The sequence below is a fragment of the Streptomyces sp. NBC_00234 genome, from assembly GCF_036195325.1.
Taxonomy (GTDB): domain Bacteria; phylum Actinomycetota; class Actinomycetes; order Streptomycetales; family Streptomycetaceae; genus Streptomyces.
Window position 1 is genome coordinate 608,658 of record NZ_CP108101.1, and the last position, 21,115, is coordinate 629,772.

General features: G+C 70.9%; 14 protein-coding genes. 4 read left to right on the forward strand and 10 right to left on the reverse strand.

Translation table 11 applies throughout. The features are described 5' to 3' along the window. Window positions 1–55: 55 nt before the first annotated feature. The 9 genes from OG230_RS02690 to OG230_RS02730 form a co-directional block, all read right to left on the reverse strand. Window positions 56–1,144, reverse strand: a complete 1,089-nt coding sequence (locus tag OG230_RS02690) for an aldose epimerase family protein (protein WP_328908499.1) — start codon at window positions 1,142–1,144, stop codon at window positions 56–58. Continuing rightward, window positions 1,144–2,172, reverse strand: a complete 1,029-nt coding sequence (locus tag OG230_RS02695) for a LacI family DNA-binding transcriptional regulator (protein WP_328908500.1) — start codon at window positions 2,170–2,172, stop codon at window positions 1,144–1,146. The genes OG230_RS02690 and OG230_RS02695 overlap by 1 nt, the downstream gene beginning before the upstream one ends. Window positions 2,173–2,214: 42 nt before the next feature. Beyond that, a complete protein-coding gene (locus tag OG230_RS02700; protein ID WP_328908501.1) occupies window positions 2,215–3,273 on the reverse strand; it encodes an ABC transporter permease in 1,059 nt (352 codons plus the stop codon). Then, window positions 3,270–4,241, reverse strand: coding sequence for an ABC transporter permease (locus tag OG230_RS02705; RefSeq protein WP_328908502.1), 972 nt, complete (start codon window positions 4,239–4,241; stop codon window positions 3,270–3,272). Before OG230_RS02705 ends, OG230_RS02700 begins: the two co-directional genes overlap by 4 nt. Next, a complete protein-coding gene (locus OG230_RS02710; RefSeq protein ID WP_328908503.1) occupies window positions 4,238–5,848 on the reverse strand; it encodes a sugar ABC transporter ATP-binding protein in 1,611 nt (536 codons plus the stop codon). Before OG230_RS02710 ends, OG230_RS02705 begins: the two co-directional genes overlap by 4 nt. Before the next feature lie 104 nt (window positions 5,849–5,952). Further along, window positions 5,953–7,038, reverse strand: coding sequence for an ABC transporter substrate-binding protein (locus OG230_RS02715; protein WP_328908504.1), 1,086 nt, complete (start codon window positions 7,036–7,038; stop codon window positions 5,953–5,955). 388 nt (window positions 7,039–7,426) lie between these two features. After that, a complete protein-coding gene (locus OG230_RS02720) occupies window positions 7,427–10,705 on the reverse strand; it encodes a LamG-like jellyroll fold domain-containing protein (RefSeq protein WP_328908505.1) in 3,279 nt (1,092 codons plus the stop codon). 218 nt (window positions 10,706–10,923) lie between these two features. Then, window positions 10,924–13,359, reverse strand: a complete 2,436-nt coding sequence (locus OG230_RS02725) for a GH92 family glycosyl hydrolase (RefSeq protein ID WP_328908506.1) — start codon at window positions 13,357–13,359, stop codon at window positions 10,924–10,926. A gap of 196 nt (window positions 13,360–13,555) precedes the next feature. Beyond that, window positions 13,556–14,149 carry a GNAT family N-acetyltransferase gene (locus OG230_RS02730; protein WP_328908507.1) on the reverse strand — a complete coding sequence of 198 codons (594 nt, stop codon included), beginning with the start codon at window positions 14,147–14,149 and terminating at the stop codon, window positions 13,556–13,558. Between the two features lie 106 nt (window positions 14,150–14,255). Here OG230_RS02730 and OG230_RS02735 point away from each other — a divergent pair, with 106 nt between their 5' ends. From OG230_RS02735 to OG230_RS02745, 3 genes are read left to right on the forward strand one after another with little or no spacing between them, the layout of a single operon-like run. Next, on the forward strand, window positions 14,256–16,616 hold the full coding sequence (locus OG230_RS02735; protein WP_328908508.1) for an FHA domain-containing protein: 2,361 nt from the start codon (window positions 14,256–14,258) through the stop codon (window positions 16,614–16,616). A gap of 9 nt (window positions 16,617–16,625) precedes the next feature. Next, the gene (locus OG230_RS02740) at window positions 16,626–17,243 is read left to right on the forward strand and encodes a hypothetical protein (RefSeq protein WP_328908509.1); all 618 of its coding nucleotides are present in this window, start codon (window positions 16,626–16,628) and stop codon (window positions 17,241–17,243) included. 6 nt (window positions 17,244–17,249) lie between these two features. After that, complete coding sequence (locus OG230_RS02745) at window positions 17,250–18,266, forward strand: serine/threonine-protein kinase (protein ID WP_328908510.1); 1,017 nt, start codon at window positions 17,250–17,252, stop codon at window positions 18,264–18,266. A gap of 58 nt (window positions 18,267–18,324) precedes the next feature. Here the strand turns inward: OG230_RS02745 and OG230_RS02750 are convergent, their stop codons facing one another. Next, window positions 18,325–19,614: a streptophobe family protein gene (locus OG230_RS02750; protein ID WP_328908511.1), complete on the reverse strand. Its 1,290-nt coding sequence runs from the start codon at window positions 19,612–19,614 to the stop codon at window positions 18,325–18,327. Window positions 19,615–19,760: 146 nt separating this feature from the next. Here OG230_RS02750 and OG230_RS02755 point away from each other — a divergent pair, with 146 nt between their 5' ends. Further along, the gene (locus OG230_RS02755; protein ID WP_328908512.1) at window positions 19,761–21,107 is read left to right on the forward strand and encodes a DUF6777 domain-containing protein; all 1,347 of its coding nucleotides are present in this window, start codon (window positions 19,761–19,763) and stop codon (window positions 21,105–21,107) included. The last annotated feature ends 8 nt before the right edge of the window (window positions 21,108–21,115 follow it).

The following is a 21,115-nucleotide window of genomic DNA, read 5'->3' on the forward strand; positions in this document are numbered from 1 at the left end:
CGGTACGAACGATGCCGGGATTACAGCAGGTGCCCGCCGCGGCGGGCAACCGGATTTACGGGTGCGCGCCGCGCAGATGCGGGAAACGCCATTCGGTGCGGCTGCGCATCGTTTCTCCGGGCCGCAGCACGGTGCTGGGGTGGTCCGGCCGGTTCGGCGAGTCCGGCAGGTGCTGGGTCTCCAGGCAGACCGATCCGTGCCGCTCGTGCCGACGGCCCGCTCCGTCGGTGAACGCTCCGTCCAGCTGGTTGCCGGTGTAGACCTGGATGCCCGGCTCGGTCGTCCACACCTCCATGGCCCGGACCGCACCGGGTGCGGTGAGGCGTGCGGCCCTGCGCAGGCCCCCGGTCCGCCCGGGGCCGGGGTAGCGGAGGATCCAGCAGTGGTCGAAGCCGCCCGCCAGCCGGAGTTGGTCGTCCCCGAGCCCCAGCAGATCACCGAGGGCCTGTGGTTCCGTCAGGTCGAACGGGGTGCCCCGGACCTCGGCCGCGGGGCCCTCGGGGATGCCCTCCGCGTCGACCGGGAGGTAGCTGTCGGCGTCGACGGCGAGGGTGTGCCCGGGGATGTCGCCCTCCCCGCCCAGGTCGAAGTAGGCGTGGTTGGTGAGGTTGACGACCGTCGGCCGGTCGGTCGTCGCCGTGTAGTCGGCGGCGAGGGTCCCCGCACGGTCGAGGCTGTACGTCACGCCGACGTCCAGCGCTCCCGGGAATCCCATGTCGCCGTCCGGGCTGTGGAGGGTGAGCCTGAGCGCGACGGCCTCGTCGGTGGCGTCCGCGGTGGCCTCCCACACCTTCGTGTGGAAGCCCTCGGGGCCGCCGTGCAGGGCGTGACCCCGGTCGTTGGCGGGGATGTGGTGGGTGGCACCGTCCAGGGTGAACCTGCCGTGCGCGATGCGATTGGCGTAACGGCCCACGACCGCACCGAAGTAGGGATTGGCCGCGGTGTAGTCGTCGAGCGTGGCCAGGGACCGGACGACCGAGGCTCCGGCCCCCGTGGTGCCGGGCACCGTGAGGCGGTGGAGGACTCCGCCGTACGTGAGGATGTCGGCCCGGACCCCCGTTCCGGAATCCAGGGTCCAGAGGTCGACGTCCGTACGGCCGTGGGCGGAGCCGAACGGTGTTCGGTGCGCGCTGGGGCGGGGCATCAGCGCTCCTCGGCGGTGCGGCCGGGTGCGGTCGACTCGCGGACCACGAGCCGGTATCCGGGGCGGGGCCGCCGGGGTTCGGCGACCGGTTTGCCCGAGAGCCGTTCGACGAGGCTGTCGACGGCCAGCCGGGCGATGGCTTCCTTGTCCGGGGCGATGGTGGTGAGTGTCGTGGCTCCGTACCGGCTCTCCTCGATGTCGTCGAAGCCGACGACCGCGATGTCGTCCGGAATGCCCAGCCCCCGCTCGGTGAGGGTCCGCATCGCTCCGATGGCGATGAGGTCGTTGTAGGCGAATACGGCGTCGGGCCGCTCCCCCCGGTCCAGGAGGGAGGCCATGGCCGCGGCTCCGTCCTCGCGGCCGTAGCCGTCGGTGACCACGACCAGGGACTCGTCCGGTTCGATGCCGGCGGCGGCCAGCTCCTCGCGCCAGCCGTGCAGCCGCAGATGGGCGGGCTGGCGTTCGCGGCCGGTGCGCGAGCCCAGGAAGGCGATGCGCCGGCGACCGCTGTCGAGGAGGTGCCGTACGGCTTCGCGGGACGCGGCCACGTTGTCGATGGCGATGTGGTCGTACGGCGCCTCGTACTCGCGCTCGCCCAGCAGGACCAGCGGCGCCGTCTCGGTGCGCGCCATGAGGTCCTCGGTCTCCAGATGGATGGGGCTGAGGATCAGACCGTCGATCACATGGGACCGGAAGCCCTGGCTGACCAGCAGCTCCTTCTCCCTGAGGCCGGCGGTGTGGTCGACCAGGACCGTGTAGTCGTGCCGGGCCGCCGCGTCGACGACGGCTCCGGCCAGCTCCGCGAAGTACGGGTTGCCGAACTCGGGCACGGCGAGGGCGATGATGCCGGTACGGCCCTTGCGCAGATGGCGCGCGGTGAGGTTCGGCCGGTAGCCGAGCTCGTCGATCGCCTGCTGCACCTTGGCCCGCATCTTGGGTGTGACGTGCTGATAGTTGTTCACCACGTTCGACACGGTCTTGATGGACACGCCCGCCCGTTGTGCAACGTCCTTGAGGCTGACGCCCACGGCACTCCTTGGCTTGGATTGGTTCTGTTCGGCCCGACCGGCTCAGGTGGTTCTGCGACCGCGCGCCAGATAGCGCTGGGCCACCACGACAACGATAAGGAAGCCGCCGCTGACCACCGATTGGTACGAGGAGTTGAGCGAGCCGATCTGGTTGATCAGGTTCTGGATGACGGCGAGCAGCAGGACGCCCCAGAGGGTGCCGCTGATCGATCCGGCCCCGCCGATGAGCAGGGTCCCGCCGATGACGACGGCGGAGATCGCGTCGAGCTCCATGCCCACGCCGACGATGGTGACGCCGGAGGACAGCCTGGCCGCGTTCAGCGCCCCGGCGAGTCCGGCGAGCAGTCCGCTGAGCGTGTACACGAGGATCTTGGTCCGGGCGACGGGGAGGCCCATGAGGGTGGCCGCGTCGCTGCTGCCGCCGACGGCGAACAGGGTCTGTCCGAACGAGGTGCGCTGCAGGAGGAGCCCGCCGGCCCCGAACAGCACCAGGGCGACGAGGATCGGATACCCGAAGCCCCAGACGCTGCCCTGGCCGAGTTCGGCGAACGCGGACTCCTTGGGCACGAGGTAGGTGGTGGCGCCCTCGTCGGTGAGGGCGAGGAGCATGCCGCGGGCCGCGAGCAGGGTGGCGAGCGTGACGATGAAGGGTGCCATCCCGGCGCGGGCGATCAGGAAGCCGTTGAGCAGCCCGATCGCACCGCAGACCACCAGCGGCACCAGCAGCGCGGGCAGGAGGCCCCACTGCGAGGCCCAGGCGGCGAGGACTCCGCCGAGGGCGAAGACGGAGCCCACCGAGAGGTCGATGCCGCCCGTGATGATGACCAGGGTCATGCCGAGCGCGACCACGGCGAGGAAGGACGCCTGTACGGTCACGCCCCGGGCGTTGTCGAGGGTGGCGAACGTCGGGTAGACGAACGAGGCGACGAGCACGACGGTCAGCAGGACCGCCAGCACGCCCTGGCGCTGGAGGATTCCGGCGAGGCGCTGCGCGGGTCCGTCTCCGGAACTCCGGACGGGGCGGGGCTTGCCGTCCCCGGTTGCCGGGGTCTTCCTCGGGGCGGGGATTCCGGCCACGGGGGCGGGTGTGGTTTCGTTCATCGGGACCGACGCTCCCGGGCGACGTAGACGGCGGCGATGATGATGGCCGCCTGGGCGATCTGTGCGGTGGAGTCGGGCAGGTCGTGCTTGACGAGGGTGGCCCGAAGGAGCTGCATCAGCAGGGCTCCCGCGACGGTGCCGAGCACCCGGATGGAACCGCCGTTGAGCGGTGTGCCGCCCACCACGACCGCGGTGATGGCGGAGAGTTCCATGAGGGTGCCGAGCGAGGAGGGGTCGCTGGCGGTGAGCCTGGCGGTGGCGAGGATGCCGGCGAGCGCTGCGAGCACGCCGCAGAGCACGTACACGCCGATCAGAACGCGTCTGACGGGCAGTCCGGCGAGTGCGGCGGCGGACCTGTTGCCTCCCACGGCGACGATCTGGCGCCCGAAGGTGGTGCGCTGCACGAGGAAGGCCACCGCGACGGCCAGCACGCCGGCGATGAGCACGACCAGCGGGATCCCGAGGAACGAACCGGTCCCGAGCGAGAGCAGGTCGGGGTTGACGATCTGCTTGAGCTGTCCGTCGGCCATGACCAGGGCCAGGCCCCGTCCGCCGACGAACAGGGCGAGGGTGGCGACGATGGGCTGGAGCCCGATGAGGGAGACGAGGGTGCCGTTGACGGCGCCGACGACCGCTCCCGCGAGCAGCGCGACGAGGAGGGCGGGCACGAGCCCGTATCCGAGGTAGAGCGGCAGCAGGGCGGCGGCCAGCGCCATGGTGGAGCCGACGGACAGGTCGACGCCCTCGGTACCGATGACGAGGGCCATGCCCAGGGCGACGATGACGATGGGGGCGACCTGGACGAGCTGGGTGCGCAGGTTGTCGGCGGTCATGAAGTGCTCGGTGAACAGCGCGTTGAAGACGAGCACGACCGCGACGGCGGCGTACACCCCGTACTCCTGGTACCAGGCGGGATCGCGCAGCCGCGCCAGGGCGCGGGCGGGCGGGGTCAGTGTGGCCTGGGTCATCGGGGGTCCTCCTGAGCGGCCGGGGCCTTCTCCTCGGGCGCCGGTGTGTGGTCGGCGAGGACTTCGAGCAGCCGGCTCTCGGCCACCTCGTCGCCCGCCAGTTCGCCCGCGACGGTTCCGCCGCGCAGGACGACGATGCGGTCGGCGCCCTCGATGAGCTCCTCGATGTCGGAGGAGATGAGCAGGACGGCCAGTCCCTCGCGGGCGAGTTCGTCGATGAGGCTCTGCACTTCGGCCTTGGCGCCGACGTCGATGCCGCGGGTGGGTTCGTCGAGGAGCAGGACCTTGGGTTCCAGGCACAGCCAGCGGGCGAGGAGCACCTTCTGCTGGTTGCCGCCGGAGAGTTCGCCGACCTTCTGCTCGGGGCTCGACGCCTTGATCCGCAGGCGCTTCATGAAGAGGTCGACGATGCGGTCCTGCTTGGCGCGGGAGACGACCCCGGCGCGGGAGAGCCTGGGCATGGCGGCCAGCACGATGTTCTCGCGCACGGAGAGGCCGGGGACGATTCCCTCGGCCTTGCGGTCCTCGGGCAGCAGGCTGATGCCGGCGCGAATGGCCGCGGCCGGGGTCGGACGGCGCAGGACGCGGCCGTCGACACTCACTTCTCCCGCGTCCAGATGCAGGGCGCCGGACAGCGCCTTGGCCGTCTCGCTGCGGCCGGAGCCGAGGAGTCCGCCGAGGCCGAGCACCTCGCCCGCGTACAACGACACCGACACGTCGTCGAGTCGGTGCCGACTGGAGAGGCCGGTCGCGGTGAGCACGGGCGTACGGGCGGCGTCGTGTCCGCCCGCCGCGAAGCTGGTGAGGCCGGAGCGGCGCACCTCGGCCAGGTCGCGGCCGAGCATCATCGAGACGAGCCGCATGCGGTCGAGTTCCGCCAGGTCACCGGTGTGGATGTGGCGGCCGTCGCGCAGGACGGTGACGCGGTCGCAGATCCGGTAGAGCTCGTCCATGCGGTGGCTGACGTAGAGGACGGCGATGCCCTGGTCGCGCAGGTTCCCGATGACCCGGAAGAGGGTCTCGACCTCGCGCGGTTCGAGCGAGGAGGTGGGCTCGTCCATGATGACGACCTGGGCGTTGACGGAGACGGCGCGGGCCAGGGCCACCATCTGCTGGGTGCCGACTCCCAGGGTGTGCAGGGGCTTTCGCGGGTCGGCTCGGACGCCGAAGCCGTCGAGCAGTTCGGCGGCCTCGCGGTGCATCCGGCCGAAGTCGATGAGTCCCAGGCGGTTCTTGGGCTCGCGGCCGAGGAAGATGTTGCGCGCCACGCTCATCAGCGGGACGAGGTTCACCTCCTGGTAGATCGTCGAGATGCCCGCGTGCTGGGCCTCGAAGGGCCGGGCGAACCGTACCGGGTCGCCCGCCAGCCGCAGTTCGCCCTCGTCGGGCCGGTACACCCCGGTCAGTACCTTGATGAGGGTGGACTTGCCGGCGCCGTTCTCACCCACCAGCGCGTGGGTCTCCCCTGCCCGCAGCGAGAAGGAGACCTGGTCGAGGGCGACGACGCCTGGGAAACGCTTGCTCACCGAGCGCGCTTCGAGCACGGCGGGGGCCGCGGGCGGATCGGGTGCCTCCGGTATCCGCGATTCTGCTTCGGGTGGTGCCATGGGTCCTGGCCTTCCGCTGTTCCGTTCCGAGGGTGGACGCGGGCCCACGGCCGCCGTGACCGGTGAGGGGTCACGGCGGCGGTGGGCCGGGGATGCGGTGCGGGTCAGTACGCTCCGCCGAGCGATGCCTCGGCGTTCGTCGCGTCGTACGCCCGGTCGGAGATGATGACGTTCTCGGGGATCTCCTCGCCCGCGTAGAACTTCTGGGCGGTGGCGAAGGCGAGCGGGCCGAACCGCGGGTTCGACTCGATGACGGCGTTGTACTCGCCGTTGACGAGGGCCTGTACGGCGTTGCGGGTGCCGTCGACGGAGACGATCTTGACGTCGTTGCCGGGCTTCTTGCCCGCGGCCTTGAGCGCGGTGACGGCGCCCAGGCCCATCTCGTCGTTCTCCGCGTAGACGGCGGTGATGTCGGGCTTGGACTGGATGAGCTGCTCCATGACCTGCTGGCCCTTGTCGCGGGCGAACTCGCCGGTCTGCTGGGCCACGATCTCGATGCCCGGTGCCTTCGCCGCGATCTGGTCGACGAAGCCCTTGGTGCGGTCGGTGGTGACGTTGTTGCCGGAGGCGCCGAGGAGGATGGCGACCTTGGCCTTGCCGCCGGTCGCCTCGATCATCGCGTCGGCGGCGCGCTTGCCCTGCTCGACGAAGTCGGAGCCGAGGAACGCGACATAGTCCTTGCAGGCGGTGGAGTTGACCTTGCGGTCGATGGTGAGGACGGGCACCTTCTTGGCCGCCGCGGCCTTGAGCGCGGGCTCCAGCCCGTCGGAGTTGAGCGGCGCCACGATGAGGAACTGGGCACCCTGCGACAGCATGTCCTGGATGTCGCTGATCTGCTTGGAGAGCTGCGACTGCGCGTTGGTGGTGAGCAGCTTCTTGACGCCGATCTTCTTGGCCTCGTCCTTGATGGACTGCGTCTCGGCGATACGGAAGGGGTTGGCCTCCTTCTCCGACTGGGAGAAGCCGACCACGGCGTTCTTCAGGTCCAGCTTCGGCCCGCCGTAGGACTGGAGCGAGCAGCCGGCTCCGGAGGTGCCTTCGGGGGTCTTGGCCGCCTGGGCGCCCTGGCTGCTGTCACCGCCCGCGTTGTCGGAGGTCTCCGACTTGGAGCAGCCGGAGGCGGCCAGCGTGGCGGTGGCGGCGAGCAGGCAGGCCACGGCGAGGGTACGGGATCGGCGCTTGATGATCATGCGCGGAACGCTCCTTGGCGGGATGACGGCACGCCGTTCGGCGTGGGGTCGGGGTGGGGCCGGACGATGCATCGGCCGCTCGGCGGCCGGTGCCGGTGAAATTCTCAGGAACCCGCTCCGAGCTGCGACAACTGCGGCCACGGGGGCCTGCGTAGCCTGTCGGCGACTCGGTTTACAACGTTATATATGCGGTGTGGCACAGGCGGCAAGAGCGTGGCCGCGCGTTTCCAAAATGTGTCGGGCCGTCGTGGGACGGGCGGCTCGACCCCAACTTCCGGGCAGCCGAGGGGCGTTGCGGCACGCCGGCGTACGGCCCGTCCGCGGCACGACGGCCCGGCGGCGGGGCTTGACCGCCGCCGGGCCTCTCCTCGTGTCCGGGCCCGGAGCCCTACGGCTTCTCGCCGTCGTGGAGCGCGCTCACCTCCTGCGCGGTGAGCGCCTTGTCGTACACCCGGACCTGGTCGACGGAGCCGTTCCAGAAGTCACCGTTCTGACCGGCGTACTTGGCACGGCCCACGGAGAGCGGGCCGGTGCTGACGTCGGCAGGCCCGGCGGCGGCGGTGGCCGCGAGCTCACCGTCGACGTACAGCTTGATCTCGTCGCCGTCGCGCACGCCCACGAGGTGGTACCACCTCCCCGTGTCGGGCTGCATCTCCACCCGGGCCCGGTGGCCGCCCGGCGTGCTGAACGCGAACGCGCCCTGCCCGTACTGGAGATAGAAGGGATTCTCCGTGCGCCGGCCGTCCTGGCTGACGACGGTCGCGTAGTTGCCGGGGAGCGTGTCGGCCGACGCCCAGGCGGACACGGAGTAGGAGCCGGTGGTGTCGACGACCGGGCCCGCGGTCTCGGCGTACTGTCCCTGGCCGTCGAACCTCAGCCCGGAACCCTTCACGCCCTGGGTCCACGACGTGCCCGGCGTGAGGGCGAGCGGGACACGGTTCGGACCGCTGTCGGCCGCGGTGGTGCCCCCGTTCTCGTCCAGCGACCAGCTCGCTCCGCCCTTCAGGGCATCGCGGTCACCGGCCGCCGCACCGGCGGCGATGACCTCCTGGTTGATCCGGCGCACCTTGGCGGCGTCGACCTTGATCTCACGGCGGTCGTAGGTCCACATCCCGTTGAGCTCGTTCTCCAGGTCGCTGACCTGGGTGTAGACCGAGCCCGACAGTTCGGCGTTGGCCGCCGCCAAGTAGTACGTACGGGTGTTGTCGACGTACTTGGCCGTCAGGGCGTCCTTGTCCGCGACCCCGCTGTAGATGGCCGCGGGAGCGCCCGGCCACATGTGCCCGGGGGTACGGAGCGTGAAGCCGCCGTGCTCGCCGTCCATGGCGGCCCGGTGGTCGGGGAACGGCGCCTCACGGTTGAGGTAGTCGTGGTGGTCGATGATCTCGCCCTTGCCCGAGTCACCCTTGGACGAGCAGCAGTTGACGCCGCTGTGCGCGTTGACGACGCGGGACGGGTCATCGGCCTTGACCGCCTCGGCGATCTTTCCGGTCTCGGTGCGGTCCCACTCGCCCCAGCCCTCGTTGAAGACGATCCAGCCGCCGATCGAGGGGTGGTTGTGCAGCTGCTTCATCATCTCCTCGCCCTGGGAGAGGAAGGCGTCCTTGCCCTGGTCGTTGCTGATGTCGCTGGAGACGAAGTCCTGCCACACGAGCAGGCCGAGGCGGTCGGCGTGGTAGTACCAGCGGGGCGACTCCACCTTGATGTGCTTGCGCACGGCGTTGAATCCGAGGTCCTTCTGCGCCTTCAGGTCGAAGGTGAGCGCCGCGTCGCTGGGCTGGGTGTGGAGACCGTCCGGCCAGAAGCCCTGGTCCAGCATGGCGAGGGAGAAGAACGGCTTCCCGTTGAGCACAAGCTTCTGGTAGCCGCCGACCTTGGCGACCTTCAGCGAGCGCATACCGAAGTAGCTGTCGACGGTGTCCGTCGACCGGCCGTCGGTCAGGGTCACGTCGAGGTCGTAGAGGTACGGGTCATCCGGGGTCCACAGGTGCTTGCCGGCCACGGGCAGGCTGAGTTCGCGGTTGGCCGGTCCGGTGACCGTACCGACGACCTTGCCCTTGGCGTCACGTGCGACGGCCTTGATCCTGGCTCCGGCCGAGGCGTCCTCGGAGTTCACCGTCAGGGCGAGACGGCCCGTGTCGATGTCGGGGGTCGTCGTCAGCGAGTCCACCGCCGCCGGAGCGACCGGCTCCATCCAGACGGTCTGCCAGATACCGGAGGACGGGGTGTACACGATGCCGCCGGGGCGCGTGGACTGCTTGCCCTTGGGCTGGTTCGGACCGGTGACGTCGGTGACGGCGACGATGATCTCCTGAGGACCGCCCCGCTTGACCGCGTCCGTGATGTCGGCGCTGAATCCCGTGTATCCGCCGGTGTGTTCGGCGACCTTGGTGCCGTTGACCCAGACCGCCGCCTTGTAGTCGACGGCGTCGAAGTTGAGCTTCAGCCGCTTGGACGTGCTGCCGGTGCCGACGGACCAGTTCTCCGGAACGGTGACGAGCTTGCGGTAGAACATGTGGTCCTCGTGCCGCTCCAGGCCCGAGAGCTGGGACTCCACGGGGAACGGCACCGTGATGCGCTCACCGAGGGTCTTGCCGAAGACGGGCTGCTCGCCCTCCTTCGCCCCGGCGAACTCCCAGGGCCCGTTGAGGTTCTTCCACCGGTCACGCACCTGCTGCGGCCGGGGGTACTCGGGCAGCGGGTGGGCACGGTCGATCGTGTCGCCCCAGCGGGTGGTCAGCCGGTGGGTGGAAGCGTTCCTGGCCGTGCGGCTGATCTCCGGTACGGTTTCGCCGCCCACCCGAAGGCCGCCCTCACCGTCGTACGCGAAACGGACCTGCTGCCCCTTCTGGACGGGTGCGGCCAGGGTGACGATCAGGGCCCTGGGGTTGTCGGACACCTTGACCACCTCCTTCACCGGCATCGGCGAGGTGTCCGCCTCGATCTTGAGGTGGTCCTTCACGCCGTCCACGGCGCCGACCTCGCCCTCGAAGGTCGCCTGGAGCTTCAGGCCGTCCTCGGCGACGTCGAGCCCCACCGGGTAGACCTCGAAGTCGGACGGCGGGGTGAACGCGGACTCGGGCACGATCTGCTTGGCGAGCTTCGCGCTCGACCAGCGCAGGAACATGTTGGCGCCACCGGTGTCCTGGAACATCTCCAGCCGGAACTCGTGCGGCTCGCCCGCGGCCAGCGCGACGGGCCGGCTGGTCTGCTCGACGTCCCAATCGGGCTGCCAATGGTCGATGACAACGTTGCCATCGACGAAAAGTCTGAAGCCGTTGTCGCCGATGGCGGCGAACGTGTACTCCCCGGTTTCCGGAGCTTCGATCTGTCCGGTCCAGCGGGCCGTCGTGTGCTCGGTCCTGCCGGTGGCGGACTCGAACGCCCCCGTGAGGCCGGGGAAGTTGATCTCCGGGTCGAGCGCGACTCCGCCGAGCTCGGCGAAGTCGCGGGCGCCCGGCGCCGACATGCTGAAGTACTCGCCCTTGAGGCCGTGCACCTCGGTCGACGGGTCATCGGCGGCGAACGTGGCGGCAGTTGCCGCGGCGGCTGCGGAGACCGGCGCGGCAACGGCGGCGGGGACCAGGGTGGCCCCGACGGGCAGCAGCAGCGCTGCTGTGCACGCCAGGGCTCTGAACAAGGCTCGTGGGCGTGGTAGTTCTCGCATCAAGACGTCGTCCTCGTCTGAGAAGCCGGGTGCCCCGGACCTGCGGGGCACTGCACATAGTCGAACATTGAGCCACAGCCCCAAACGCTTAACAATGGTCGTGCACGCAGAATTTTCAACGATATAAATTTGTGGCCGCCCGGCACGCGCCGAGACGGGCCGGCCCCCGTCGAGCGGCGCGTGCCGCTCGACGGGGGGCCGCGCCCACCCGGAAGCGCTTACTCGGGCAGTCCCGACGCACCGCTCGCCCAGGCGGTGTTGGGGCTCTCGGACAGCTGGTGGCTCACCGTTCCCCCACGCGTGAGCAGGGAGGCGTCCGTCCAGGAACGGTCGCTGGGACGGCCGTTGACCTCGACCGACTCGATGTACGGGTGGGTGGCACCGGCCGCGGGTGCGCTGATGCGGATGTCCCTCCCGCGGGGGCGGTCGATCACCGCGTCCGGGAAGAGCGGAGCGCCCAGCAGCATGGTGGCGCTGCCCGGTGTCTGCGGGTACAGACCCAGCGCCGAGAAGACGTACCAGGAGGACATCGTGCCCAGGTCGTCATTGCCGGGGAGGCCGGCGGGGCCGGTCCCGTAGACGGTGTCGAGGATCTCGCGCACCGTCTCCTGGGTCTTCCACGGCTTCCCCAGCGCGTTGTAGAGCCAGGGCGCGTGGATACCCGGCTCGTTGGTCGGGTCGTACCGCAGGGCGTCGCCGCCCTTGACTGACCAGGAACCGTCGGCCTTGTGGAAGAAGGCGTCGAGCCGCTGGGCGGCGACGTCCCGGCCGCCCATCGCGGCGGCCAGGCCCTGGACGTCCTGCGGGACCATCCAGGTGTACGTGGCGCTGGTGCCCTGCGCGAAGCCCCGGTCGCTGCCGGGGCTGAACGGAGTCACCCAGGAGCCGTCGAGGTTGCGTGCCTGGATGTAGCCGTGCGTGCCCGCACCGTCGGTGGCATCGGGGTTGAACACGTTGCGCCACCAGCGCCCCCGCTCCTCGAACGCCGCTGCCTCCTCGTCCCGGCCCAGCAGCTTCGCCCACCGGCCGAGCGCGGCGTCGGCGACCGCGTCCTCCAGGGTCTCCGCCGCACCTCCCCAGCAGTGACAGGCGTCCTGCGGCGCGTAGTGCGACTCCAGGTACTGGGCCAGGTTGGGACGCTGGCCGGTGCACTGACCGGGACACCCCGCGTCCGAGAGGCCGTCGGCGACCGGCACGGTCGCCTGGCGGGCCAGGGACTCGAAGGCGCCCTCGTAGTCGAAGTTCCGCACGCCCATGGCGTAGAAGGTGGCCAGGGTCGCCGCCGAGGGATCACCGGTCATGACGTGCGTGGCCCCGTTGACGTGCACCCAGCGGTCCCACACCCCGTTGTTCTGCCGGGCGAAGTTGTAGAGCGACTGCGCGAAGTCACCGGCGATCTCGGGCTTCAGCAGGGCGAGCAGCTGGATCTGGGCCCGGTACTGGTCCCACCCGGAGAAGTTGCTGTACTGCGCCCGTTGACCTCCGCCCACCCGGTGCGGCACGCCGTCCATGCCGGGGTAGCGGCCGTCGGTGTCGCTGATCAGGTTGGGCTGCATGAGCGAGTGGTAGAGCGCGGTGTAGAAGGTGGTGCGCTGGGCGGTGCTGCCGCCGCCGATGCGCACGGAGCCCAGTTCCCGGTCCCAGGTGCGGGCTCCGGCCTCCGCGACGTCGTCGACGCTCGCCGCGGGCGCGATCTCCTGGCGGAGGTTGGCCTCGGCGCCCGCCTGACTGACGTAGGAGATCCCGATCCGCATCCGGACGTCGGTGTCGGCGCTCGTGTCGAAGCCCACCCAGCCGCCGGAGCCCCGGCCGGCCCGGTCCGCCCCGGTCGCGTACCCCTCGCCCCCGCGGCCCGTGGTGGCGCCCGGTGCGAGCGTGCCGTCCTTCCAGGTGCCGGTGGAGGCGAAGTCCCGGTCGAAGGAGGCGCTGAAGTACAGACGGTAGTAGCTCTTGCGGTTGTTGGTGCCGCCGTTCGCGCGCCGGCCACAGAACGCGCCGGTGAGGACCGAGCCGGTCACCTTGCGGTGCGCGGTGTCGATCTCGACCTCGGCGTCCTCGCTGCCGTTGAGGGAATTGGACACCCGGAAGAGCAGGTTGGCGGGCTTGCCCGCGGGGAATCCGAAGTCGGCCACACCTGCCCGGCGGCTCACCGCCAGGTCCGCGGTGGCGCCGGAGGCCAGCCCCACGGAGTAACGGCCGGGCACCGCCGTCTCGTTGTCGTGCGAGAAGTCGGCGGCGTAGACGGCGTCCTTGGTGTCGGCGGACGGCGAGGAGGTGACGTCACCGACGAACGGCATGATCGGAACATCGCCTGCGGCGCCGGGGTTGCACCCGGCTCCGTTGACATGAGTGAGGCTCAGGCCGCGCATACGGGTCGCGCCGTACTCGTAGCCGTTGGCCGCCCCGGTGCTCGTCTGGTCGCCCCTGGTGCTGGTCGGGGACCACGCGATCATGCCGTACGGAAGCGTGGCACCGGGGTAGGTGTTGCCTCCGTTCGCGGTGCCGATCAGCGGGTCGACATAGGAGGTCGGACGCGTGAGGAGCCCGGTGGCCCCGGCCGCCGGTGGTGTGACGGCAGCGGCGAGCGCTCCGGTGAGGATCATGGCGGCTGCTCGCGCGCCGAAGCGCCTCGCCGCGGACGGTCTTGGGGGCATGTCTCGCTTCCCTTCGCTCTGACAACGTTGTCCACGAGGCGTCCACGACCCCGGCACACGTTGATCGATTCGCCGCCGAGCGTAGATCCCCGCGGCGTGCGAGGGAATGCCGGAGACGGCCCGTCCGGTGAACGAGCGGTGAACCGCCGCCGCGCGACCGTCCGGCGGCGGGCACCGGGTGCCCGCCGCTCAGGCGTCAGAGCCGGGCGCCGAGGCGCTTCTTGGCCTCGGGCCACTCGTCGGCGAGCAAGGAGAAGTAGACGGTGTCCCGCCAGGTGCCGTCGTGGCGCCGGCGATGGCGGCGCAGCACCCCTTCGCGCTGGGCACCGAGGCGGGCGATGGCCTCCTGCGACCGGTGGTTCAGATGATCCGTCTTCAACTGCACGCGCCCCATGCCCAGTTCCTCGAAGGCGTACGTCATCAGGAGCAGCTTCGCCTCGGTGTTCACTGCCGAGCGCCAGAACGCGCGTCCGTACCAGGTCCAGCCGATCTCCAGCCGTTCGTCGGACGGGCTGATGTCGAGGAACGAGGTCCAGCCGATCGCCCGGCCGCTCGCGCGGTGGATGACGGCGTACGGCACGTACGTACCGTTCGCGGCGTCGTCGAGCAAAGCCCGCATCGTCCCGGCGAGTTCGTCCTGCGACTGCGGCGTCGGGTCGCCCAGCCAGCGCCAGACCTCGTCGTCGCGGCCACCGGCCGCGAAGAGGTCTTCGGCGTGGTCCATGGCCAACGGCACGAGCGTGATGTGGCGACCGGTCAGGGTGACGGGCGCGGGTATCCGTGCAGACATGATCTCAGCCTATCCCAGTTCGGACTAGCCCTAAAACATTTATGCACTAATGCAAACGAGTCTCCCGAGCGCGCGCATGTCCGGTGCCCTGACTAGACTTTCGAGCATGGGACAGCGGCCTGTGGCGGCGACTGCGCCCGAGCTCGTCCTGGAAACCGATCAGGGTTCCACGGTGATGAGACCGGGTCGGGACTATCACGTCGGCCGCGACCCACTGAGCGACATCGTCATCGACGACATCCGGGTCTCCTGGCACCACGCGGTGCTGCGGCCCGAGGCGGACCACTGGCTGCTGGAGGACGAGAACAGCACCAACGGCACGTACACCGAGGGTCGTCGCATCCATGAGTCGGGCGTCGGTCCCGGCAGCGTGATCCGCTTCGGCAACCCCGCCGACGGTCCGCGGGCCCTGCTCGTCGGCACCGAGCCGCCGGCCCCCGTCACCCCCGCACCGGAACGGCCGTCCGCCGTCTCGATGCCCGGCGCGACGGGCACCTTCCGGCAGCCGACGACCGTGCGCCCGCTCCCCGCCCGCACCGTACGCATCGGCCGCGGCAGCGACAACGACCTGGTCATCGACGACCTGGTCGTCTCGCGTCGGCACGCCGAACTCCGCGCCCTCGCCGACGGTACGTACGAGATCGTCGACCTCGGAAGCCACAACGGCACCTTCCTCAACGGAGCGCCGGTGGTGGACCGGGCACCCGTCGCGGCCGGGGACATCGTGGGTATCGGCCACTCGGCGTTCTGTCTGGTCGGCGACGAACTCCAGGAGTTCGTCGACACCGGTGAGGTCTCGCTCGACGTGCAGGACCTGGCCGTCACCGTGGACCGGGGCCGCAAGACCCTCCTCGACGAGGTGGCGTTCCCCGTCGGCGAGAAGTGCCTGCTCGCGGTGGTCGGCCCCAGCGGCGCCGGGAAGTCCACCCTGCTCAACGCGCTGACGGGGCTGCGCCCCGCCGACCGGGGCAGGGTCCTGTACGACGGCCGTGACCTCTACCGCGACTTCGCCGAGCTGCGCCAGCGCATCGGGCTCGTGCCGCAGGACGACATCCTGCACGCACAGCTGACCGTGCGCCGCGCCCTCGGGTACGCCGCCGAGCTGCGCTTCCCCCAGGACACCGCCGCCTCCGAACGCGAGGCACGGGTCGCCGAGGTCATCGGCGAACTGGGCCTGGAACAGCGCGCCGACCAGCCGATCCATAGCCTCTCGGGAGGTCAGCGCAAGCGGGTGAGCGTGGCCCTGGAGCTGCTGACGAAGCCCTCACTGCTCTTCCTCGACGAACCGACGTCGGGCCTCGATCCCGGCATGGACCGTTCCGTCATGCACATGCTGCGCGGCCTCGCCGACGACGGCCGTACGGTCATCGTGGTGACCCACAGTGTGCTCAGCCTGGACGTCTGCGACCGGCTCCTCGTCCTCGCACCGGGCGGGCGCATCGCCTACTACGGTCCTCCGGACGACGCCCTGGCCTTCTTCGGCTTCGAGCAGTGGCCGGAGGCGTTCGAAGCCTTCGAGAACGACCGCGACCGCGACTGGGCGGGGCAGTACCAGGAATCCACCTTCCACCGCCAGTACATCCTCAACGCCACGGCCCAGCCGCATCTGCCGGAGGTCCCGGCCGCCGCGGCCGTCGCACCTCCGCCGAAGACCAGGAACTGGGGCGGCCAACTGCGCACGCTCGTGCGCCGGTACGCAGCCGCCCTGAGCGCCGACCGGACCTTCCTCGTCATCATGATCGCCCTGCCGTTCGTGATGGGAGCGATGGCCCGTGCCCTGGCAGGCAGTGAACTGACCCAGGAAACGGCGATGAACGCGCTCCTCATCCTCTGTGTGGGCGGTGTGCTGACCGGCGCCGCCAACGCGGTGCGGGAGCTGGTCAAGGAACGGGTGATCTATCAACGGGAGCGCGCGGTCGGGCTTTCCAGATCCGCGTACCTGATGTCCAAGGTCGTGGTGCTCGGCATCATCACGGTGCTGCAGGCCGTCGTGCTGACATTGGTGGGTCTGGTCGGCGTCGATCTCAACGCACCGGGCGGCAAGGGAGTGCTGCTGCCACCCCTGGTGGAGATCACTCTGGCCGTCGCCCTGCTCTCCTTCACCGCGATGATGCTCGGACTCCTCGTGTCCGCGATGGTGCGCAAGGAGGAGGTGACCATGCCGTTGCTGGTCCTCCTCGCCATCGTCCAGGTCGTGTTCTGCGGAGCGCTGCTCAAACTGGACGGGGTGATCGGGGTCGAGCAGCTGGCGTGGCTGGTGCCGTCCCGGTGGGCCCTCGGCGCGATGGCCGGAACCATCGACCTCCACGCGATCGTGCCGGGGAAGCTGACGTCCGATCCCCTGTTCGAGCACTCCGCCGGGGTGTGGCTGCTCAACATGGGCATGCTGGTCGTCCTCTCGCTCGTCTTCGGCTATGTGGTCGCGAAGCTCCTTCGCCGCCACGAACCCGCCATCATGCGGAAGTAGGGGCGGCCCATGGCGACTCCGGAGTTCCGCCCGACCCATGTCGTCCCCCCGGACGGAATGCCCGCCTGGGAGGCTCCCGACGTGTCCCGGCCGACCGCGCCGCTCGACCCACTGCTGCCCGTGCAGCTCCTCGACCGGCGGGGCGACTGGGGGCTCATCGCATGCGCCAACGGGTGGTCCGCGTGGATCGACGGCAGACTGCTCGTCGCCGTACCGCAGGAGCCGCCGGCCGCCCACCAGCAGCTGGCGCGCACGGCGGACCCCGGGCCCCTGCTCGCCAGGATCGACGAGGCGCTCCACCAGTACCGGCGCGCGGCGCAGGAGCTGGCGGACGGTCGCCTCGACGGCGAGAACTTCCGGGTCCGCACCCAGGGGCTGCGGGTCGGCGTGATCGTCGACGGCGAGGCGGTGTGGCTGTACGACGCGGAGCACGAGCGCTGGGTGTACTGCGACGGCAAGCAGCTCAGTACGTACGCGGCGTCCTCGGGCCCCGGACCGGGAACGTCGGCCGGCGACTCCGGTACGGGACGGGCACGGGACGCGGGGCCGGAGCCCACCCGGGTCGTCTCCGACGCGGGTCCGGCCACGGGCCCTTCCGCAGGACCCCCGACGCAGTCGGCACGGTGACCTGCGATGACTCCTCCGCCGCCTCCTTCGCACGAGGCCGACCTTCCGGCCGGCAAGCCGCAGGACCTGCTGGGGAAGCAGATCGCGGACTACCGGGTGGAGAGCGAGATCGGCCGGGGTGGCATGGCCGTCGTGTACCGCGCCAAGGATCTGCGGCTGGACCGCACGGTCGCCCTGAAGCTGCTCGCACCGGAGCTGGCGCGCAACGACACGTTCCGGCAGCGCTTCACGCACGAGTCACGGGTGGCCGCCGCGATCGACCACCCGCACATCGTGCCGGTCTTCGAGGCGGGCGAGACGGAGGGGCTGCTCTACATCGCCATGCGCTTCGTCGCCGGACAGGATCTGCGGGTCCTGATCGACCGCCGGGGCCCCCTGCCGCTCACCACCGCGCTCCGGATCGCCGCACAGGTGGCCTCGGCACTCGACGCGGCCCATGACCACGACCTGGTCCACCGCGACGTCAAGCCCGGCAACATCCTGGTCGCGGCCGGCACGGACAGCGACCACCCGGAGCACGTGTACCTCACGGACTTCGGGCTGACGAAGAAGTCGCTGTCGCTGACCGGGTTCACGACCGTGGGCCAGTTCGTCGGCACGCTCGACTACGTGGCCCCTGAACAGATTTCGGGGCGCCCGGTGGACGGCCGGTGCGACGTCTACAGCCTCGCCTGCGTCGTCCAGGAGACACTGACCGGCGCCCCGCCCTTCCGGCGGGACGACGACATGGCGCTGCTCTGGGCGCACCAGTACGACCCCCCGCCGCCACTGAGCGAGGAGCGTCCCGGGCTTCCGCCCGCGCTCGACGCCGTACTGGCGAAGGCACTCGCCAAGAGCCCGGACGACCGCTACGACTCCTGCGTGCGGTTCGTCGCCGCGCTGCGTGCCGCGGCTGCGGGAGTCGGCCCGGACACGCATCCGCCGACCCGGGTGGACGTCGGCCCGGCCCCCCGGCTCGGCTCCGTCGAACCCCCTCCCCCGCCGCCGCGCTGGGCCCTGCCGGTCTTCCACGAGAGGTTCTAGGGAGTGTCCGCAAAGTATCGCCGGCCAGACGAGACTTTGCGGACACGACCTAGGGACCCTAGCGCGCGCCGTCCTGGAGGGTGTCCGTCTCGCCCCGGCGGTGGAATCGGGAGGCGAGCAGGCCGCCGAGGAAGCCGGTGACCGCGCCCCAGAGGAGGGCGATGCCGAGCGCCGACCACAGCCGCGGACGCAGGAGCACGTCTCCGCCGAGCCCCCCGCCCACGTCTCCGAGGCCCAGCAGCGAGAGGCCCAGGTGCGCGGAGACCCGGGCGACCAGGCAGATGAACAGCACCGTGACGGTGAGCGCCACCGCCATGTGCGCGGCGTGCTGCCAGGCGCGCGTACGGGCCGGTGAGCGGATGGCCATGAGGAAGGCGGCTGCGAGGACGGCCGCCGCGGCGACGACGACCAGCCACCACGCGCGGCCGTCCTGTTCGGCGAGCGTCCGGACGTCGAGCGTCGAGATGTCCGGTGTACGGAGCACCGAATCGAGCATCTGGGGCATCGGCAGTCCGAACGGGCCGTCGACCTTGCCCTCCCAGGACACGCCGAGTCCCAGGGTGAACGCGAGCCACACCAGGTTCGGCAGCCCCAGGAGGATCACCGCGAACGTCTCGGCGGGGTGTCCTCGCGTCACCGCGACGACGAGTCCGGCGACCACGCCCACCACCACGTACCCGAGCAGCAGCACCACCATGGCATGGGCCGCGGGCCGCACCGGCTCCTGGAAGCGCACCAGCCGGGCGGGGAGCGGGGCGCCTCGCGACACCAGCAGGGCCAGCAGGAGGACACCCGCCAGCCACACCAGACCGACGACCAGGGTGAGGAAGATGTCGGCCCGGAACCCGACCCGGGGCGTGGCGTCGAGTGCGTCGATGAGGCCGCCCGTCGGGTCCTCGACCGGGAGGGTGAAGGTCTGCCTGGCCAGGAGCGAGAGCGCGAGGAGGGCGAGGAGCCAGAGCGCCGCGACCCGGGCGGCCCAGCCGCCCAGCTCCCGGGTGCCGGCGACGGCCCGGTGGCGCAGCGGCCTGAGGAATCCCGCACCGACGCCGAGGGCGCCGACGAGTGTCACCGACAGCGGCAGCACCGAGAGGTCCGCGTTCGTCTCGGCGAGGGCCCCGGCGTCGCCGGAGACCGCCACGGAGCCGCCTGCGGCCATCACGACGACGGCCGCGACGACGCGGGGGAAGGCGCCGCCGGGGAGGTCACCCGCGCCGGCGGCCCACAGTCCGAGGGCCGCCGCGACGATCATGGCGACCATCCCGGCGAGCACGGCCACGAGGGCGTCGGTCCAGCCGTGCGCGGGGCGTGGCGCGTCGTTCCTGTCGGTGCTTCGCGGGCTGCTCACGGTGACACGCTAAGCATGGGCTCGGGCGCTCCGCCCCCTGGTGTGGGCCGACCGCGTCCGCTTGCGGGCAGCCGGGGTACAAGGCACACAATGAGGACTATGCGTATGTAAGTGGGACTGGTTTCTGACCTTGGGAAGAAGAGCCCGTGAGTGAGCAACCGCAATCGTCCGGCCGTCCGACGGGACCCCCCTCCGGCCCGCTGTCGGAACCCTCGCAACCCGGTCCGACCCCGCCGCCGGATACCCCGACCGGTCCGCCGCCCGGCCCGCCCAGCGGCGGTGAGCTGGGGGCTCCCGGCTCCTCCGGCGGTCACGGCGGCGGAGGAGCGTCGGGGGGCGGCGGCTCCGGTGGCGGCGGCGGTGGTCCGGGCGATTCCGGCGGTGGCGACGACCGCCCGCCCGGCGGTTCCGGTGGCGAGCGGGCCTGGTGGCGGTCGGCCCCCCGTGTCGCCATCATCGCCACGGCGATCGTCGCGGCCGTCGTGCTCACCGTCGTGCTGACCCGTCCCGACGGGGGTACGAAGGCGGGCGGCGAGGTGTTCCTCCAGTCGGCCGGCTCCTCCGGTCAGGACCCGTTCACGGAGTCCACGGCCGAGAAGGAGGAGCAACCTCCCTCGACACCGACCGCTGTGCCGAGTTCCTCGGCGTCCGCGCAGGCCACCCGTGTGGTGAAGGGTTCGGCCCCCGGGCTGTACGGCGGCACGCGCAAGACGGCGAGCTGCGACGTGGAGAAGCAGGTGTCCACGCTCTCCGCCGCACCGGACAAGAACCGGGCGTTCGCCTCGGCCCTGAGCATCGAGCCCTCCGGGGTTCCGGGATATCTCCGCTCGCTCACCCCCGTGCAGCTGCGCATGGACACCCGGGTCACCAACCACGGTTACAAGGACGGCTCGGCCACCCCGTACCAGGCGGTGCTGCAGGCCGGAACGGCCGTCCTGGTCGATGACCGCGGGGTGCCCCGGGTGCGGTGCGCCTGCGGCAATCCGCTGCTTCCGCCCGTCGCCCAGGAGAGCGCTCCGCAGGTGAAGGGCACCCCCTGGCCGGGCTACAGGGCGTCGAACGTCGTCGCGGTGGCACCCTCCGTCACGGTGGTGAACGTGTTCATCGTGTTCGACCCCGAGTCCGGGGACTGGTTCGCCCGCAAGCCGGGCGACACCGGCAAGAAGGACAAGAAGACCGAGCCGCCGGCCACCACCTCGCCGTCGCCGTGCCCCTCGCGCTCCGGGGATTCCGCGAGTCCCTGCCCCTCGGACTCCGATTCGCCTTCCGATTCACCGTCGGACAGGCCGTCCTCGGACGCTCCGTCCTCCGACTCCCCGACGGACGCACCCTCCACCGAGCCGACGACCGAGGAGCCCACGTCCGAGCCTCCGCCGTCCTCCGAACCCCCCGCCCCGCCCACCTCGGAGTCGGCGCCCCAGCCCGCGTCGCCGGTGTCGCCCGCGTCACCCGAGTCACCGGCGGCCGGCGCCCTTCCCTCACCACTCGCGTGAGGGAAGGG

Bases quoted from the DNA above. Each gene is read 5' to 3' on its own strand.
- OG230_RS02725 (WP_328908506.1), bottom strand. From the start codon at position 13,359: ATGCCCCCAAGACCGTCCGCGGCGAGGCGCTTCGGCGCGCGAGCAGCC.
- OG230_RS02740 (WP_328908509.1), top strand. From the start codon at position 16,626: ATGGCGACTCCGGAGTTCCGCCCGACCCATGTCGTCCCCCCGGACGGA.
- OG230_RS02700 (WP_328908501.1), bottom strand. From the start codon at position 3,273: ATGAACGAAACCACACCCGCCCCCGTGGCCGGAATCCCCGCCCCGAGG.
- OG230_RS02735 (WP_328908508.1), top strand. From the start codon at position 14,256: ATGGGACAGCGGCCTGTGGCGGCGACTGCGCCCGAGCTCGTCCTGGAA.
- OG230_RS02710 (WP_328908503.1), bottom strand. From the start codon at position 5,848: ATGGCACCACCCGAAGCAGAATCGCGGATACCGGAGGCACCCGATCCG.
- OG230_RS02745 (WP_328908510.1), top strand. From the start codon at position 17,250: ATGACTCCTCCGCCGCCTCCTTCGCACGAGGCCGACCTTCCGGCCGGC.
- OG230_RS02705 (WP_328908502.1), bottom strand. From the start codon at position 4,241: ATGACCCAGGCCACACTGACCCCGCCCGCCCGCGCCCTGGCGCGGCTG.
- OG230_RS02715 (WP_328908504.1), bottom strand. From the start codon at position 7,038: ATGATCATCAAGCGCCGATCCCGTACCCTCGCCGTGGCCTGCCTGCTC.
- OG230_RS02720 (WP_328908505.1), bottom strand. From the start codon at position 10,705: ATGCGAGAACTACCACGCCCACGAGCCTTGTTCAGAGCCCTGGCGTGC.
- OG230_RS02690 (WP_328908499.1), bottom strand. From the start codon at position 1,144: ATGCCCCGCCCCAGCGCGCACCGAACACCGTTCGGCTCCGCCCACGGC.
- OG230_RS02730 (WP_328908507.1), bottom strand. From the start codon at position 14,149: ATGTCTGCACGGATACCCGCGCCCGTCACCCTGACCGGTCGCCACATC.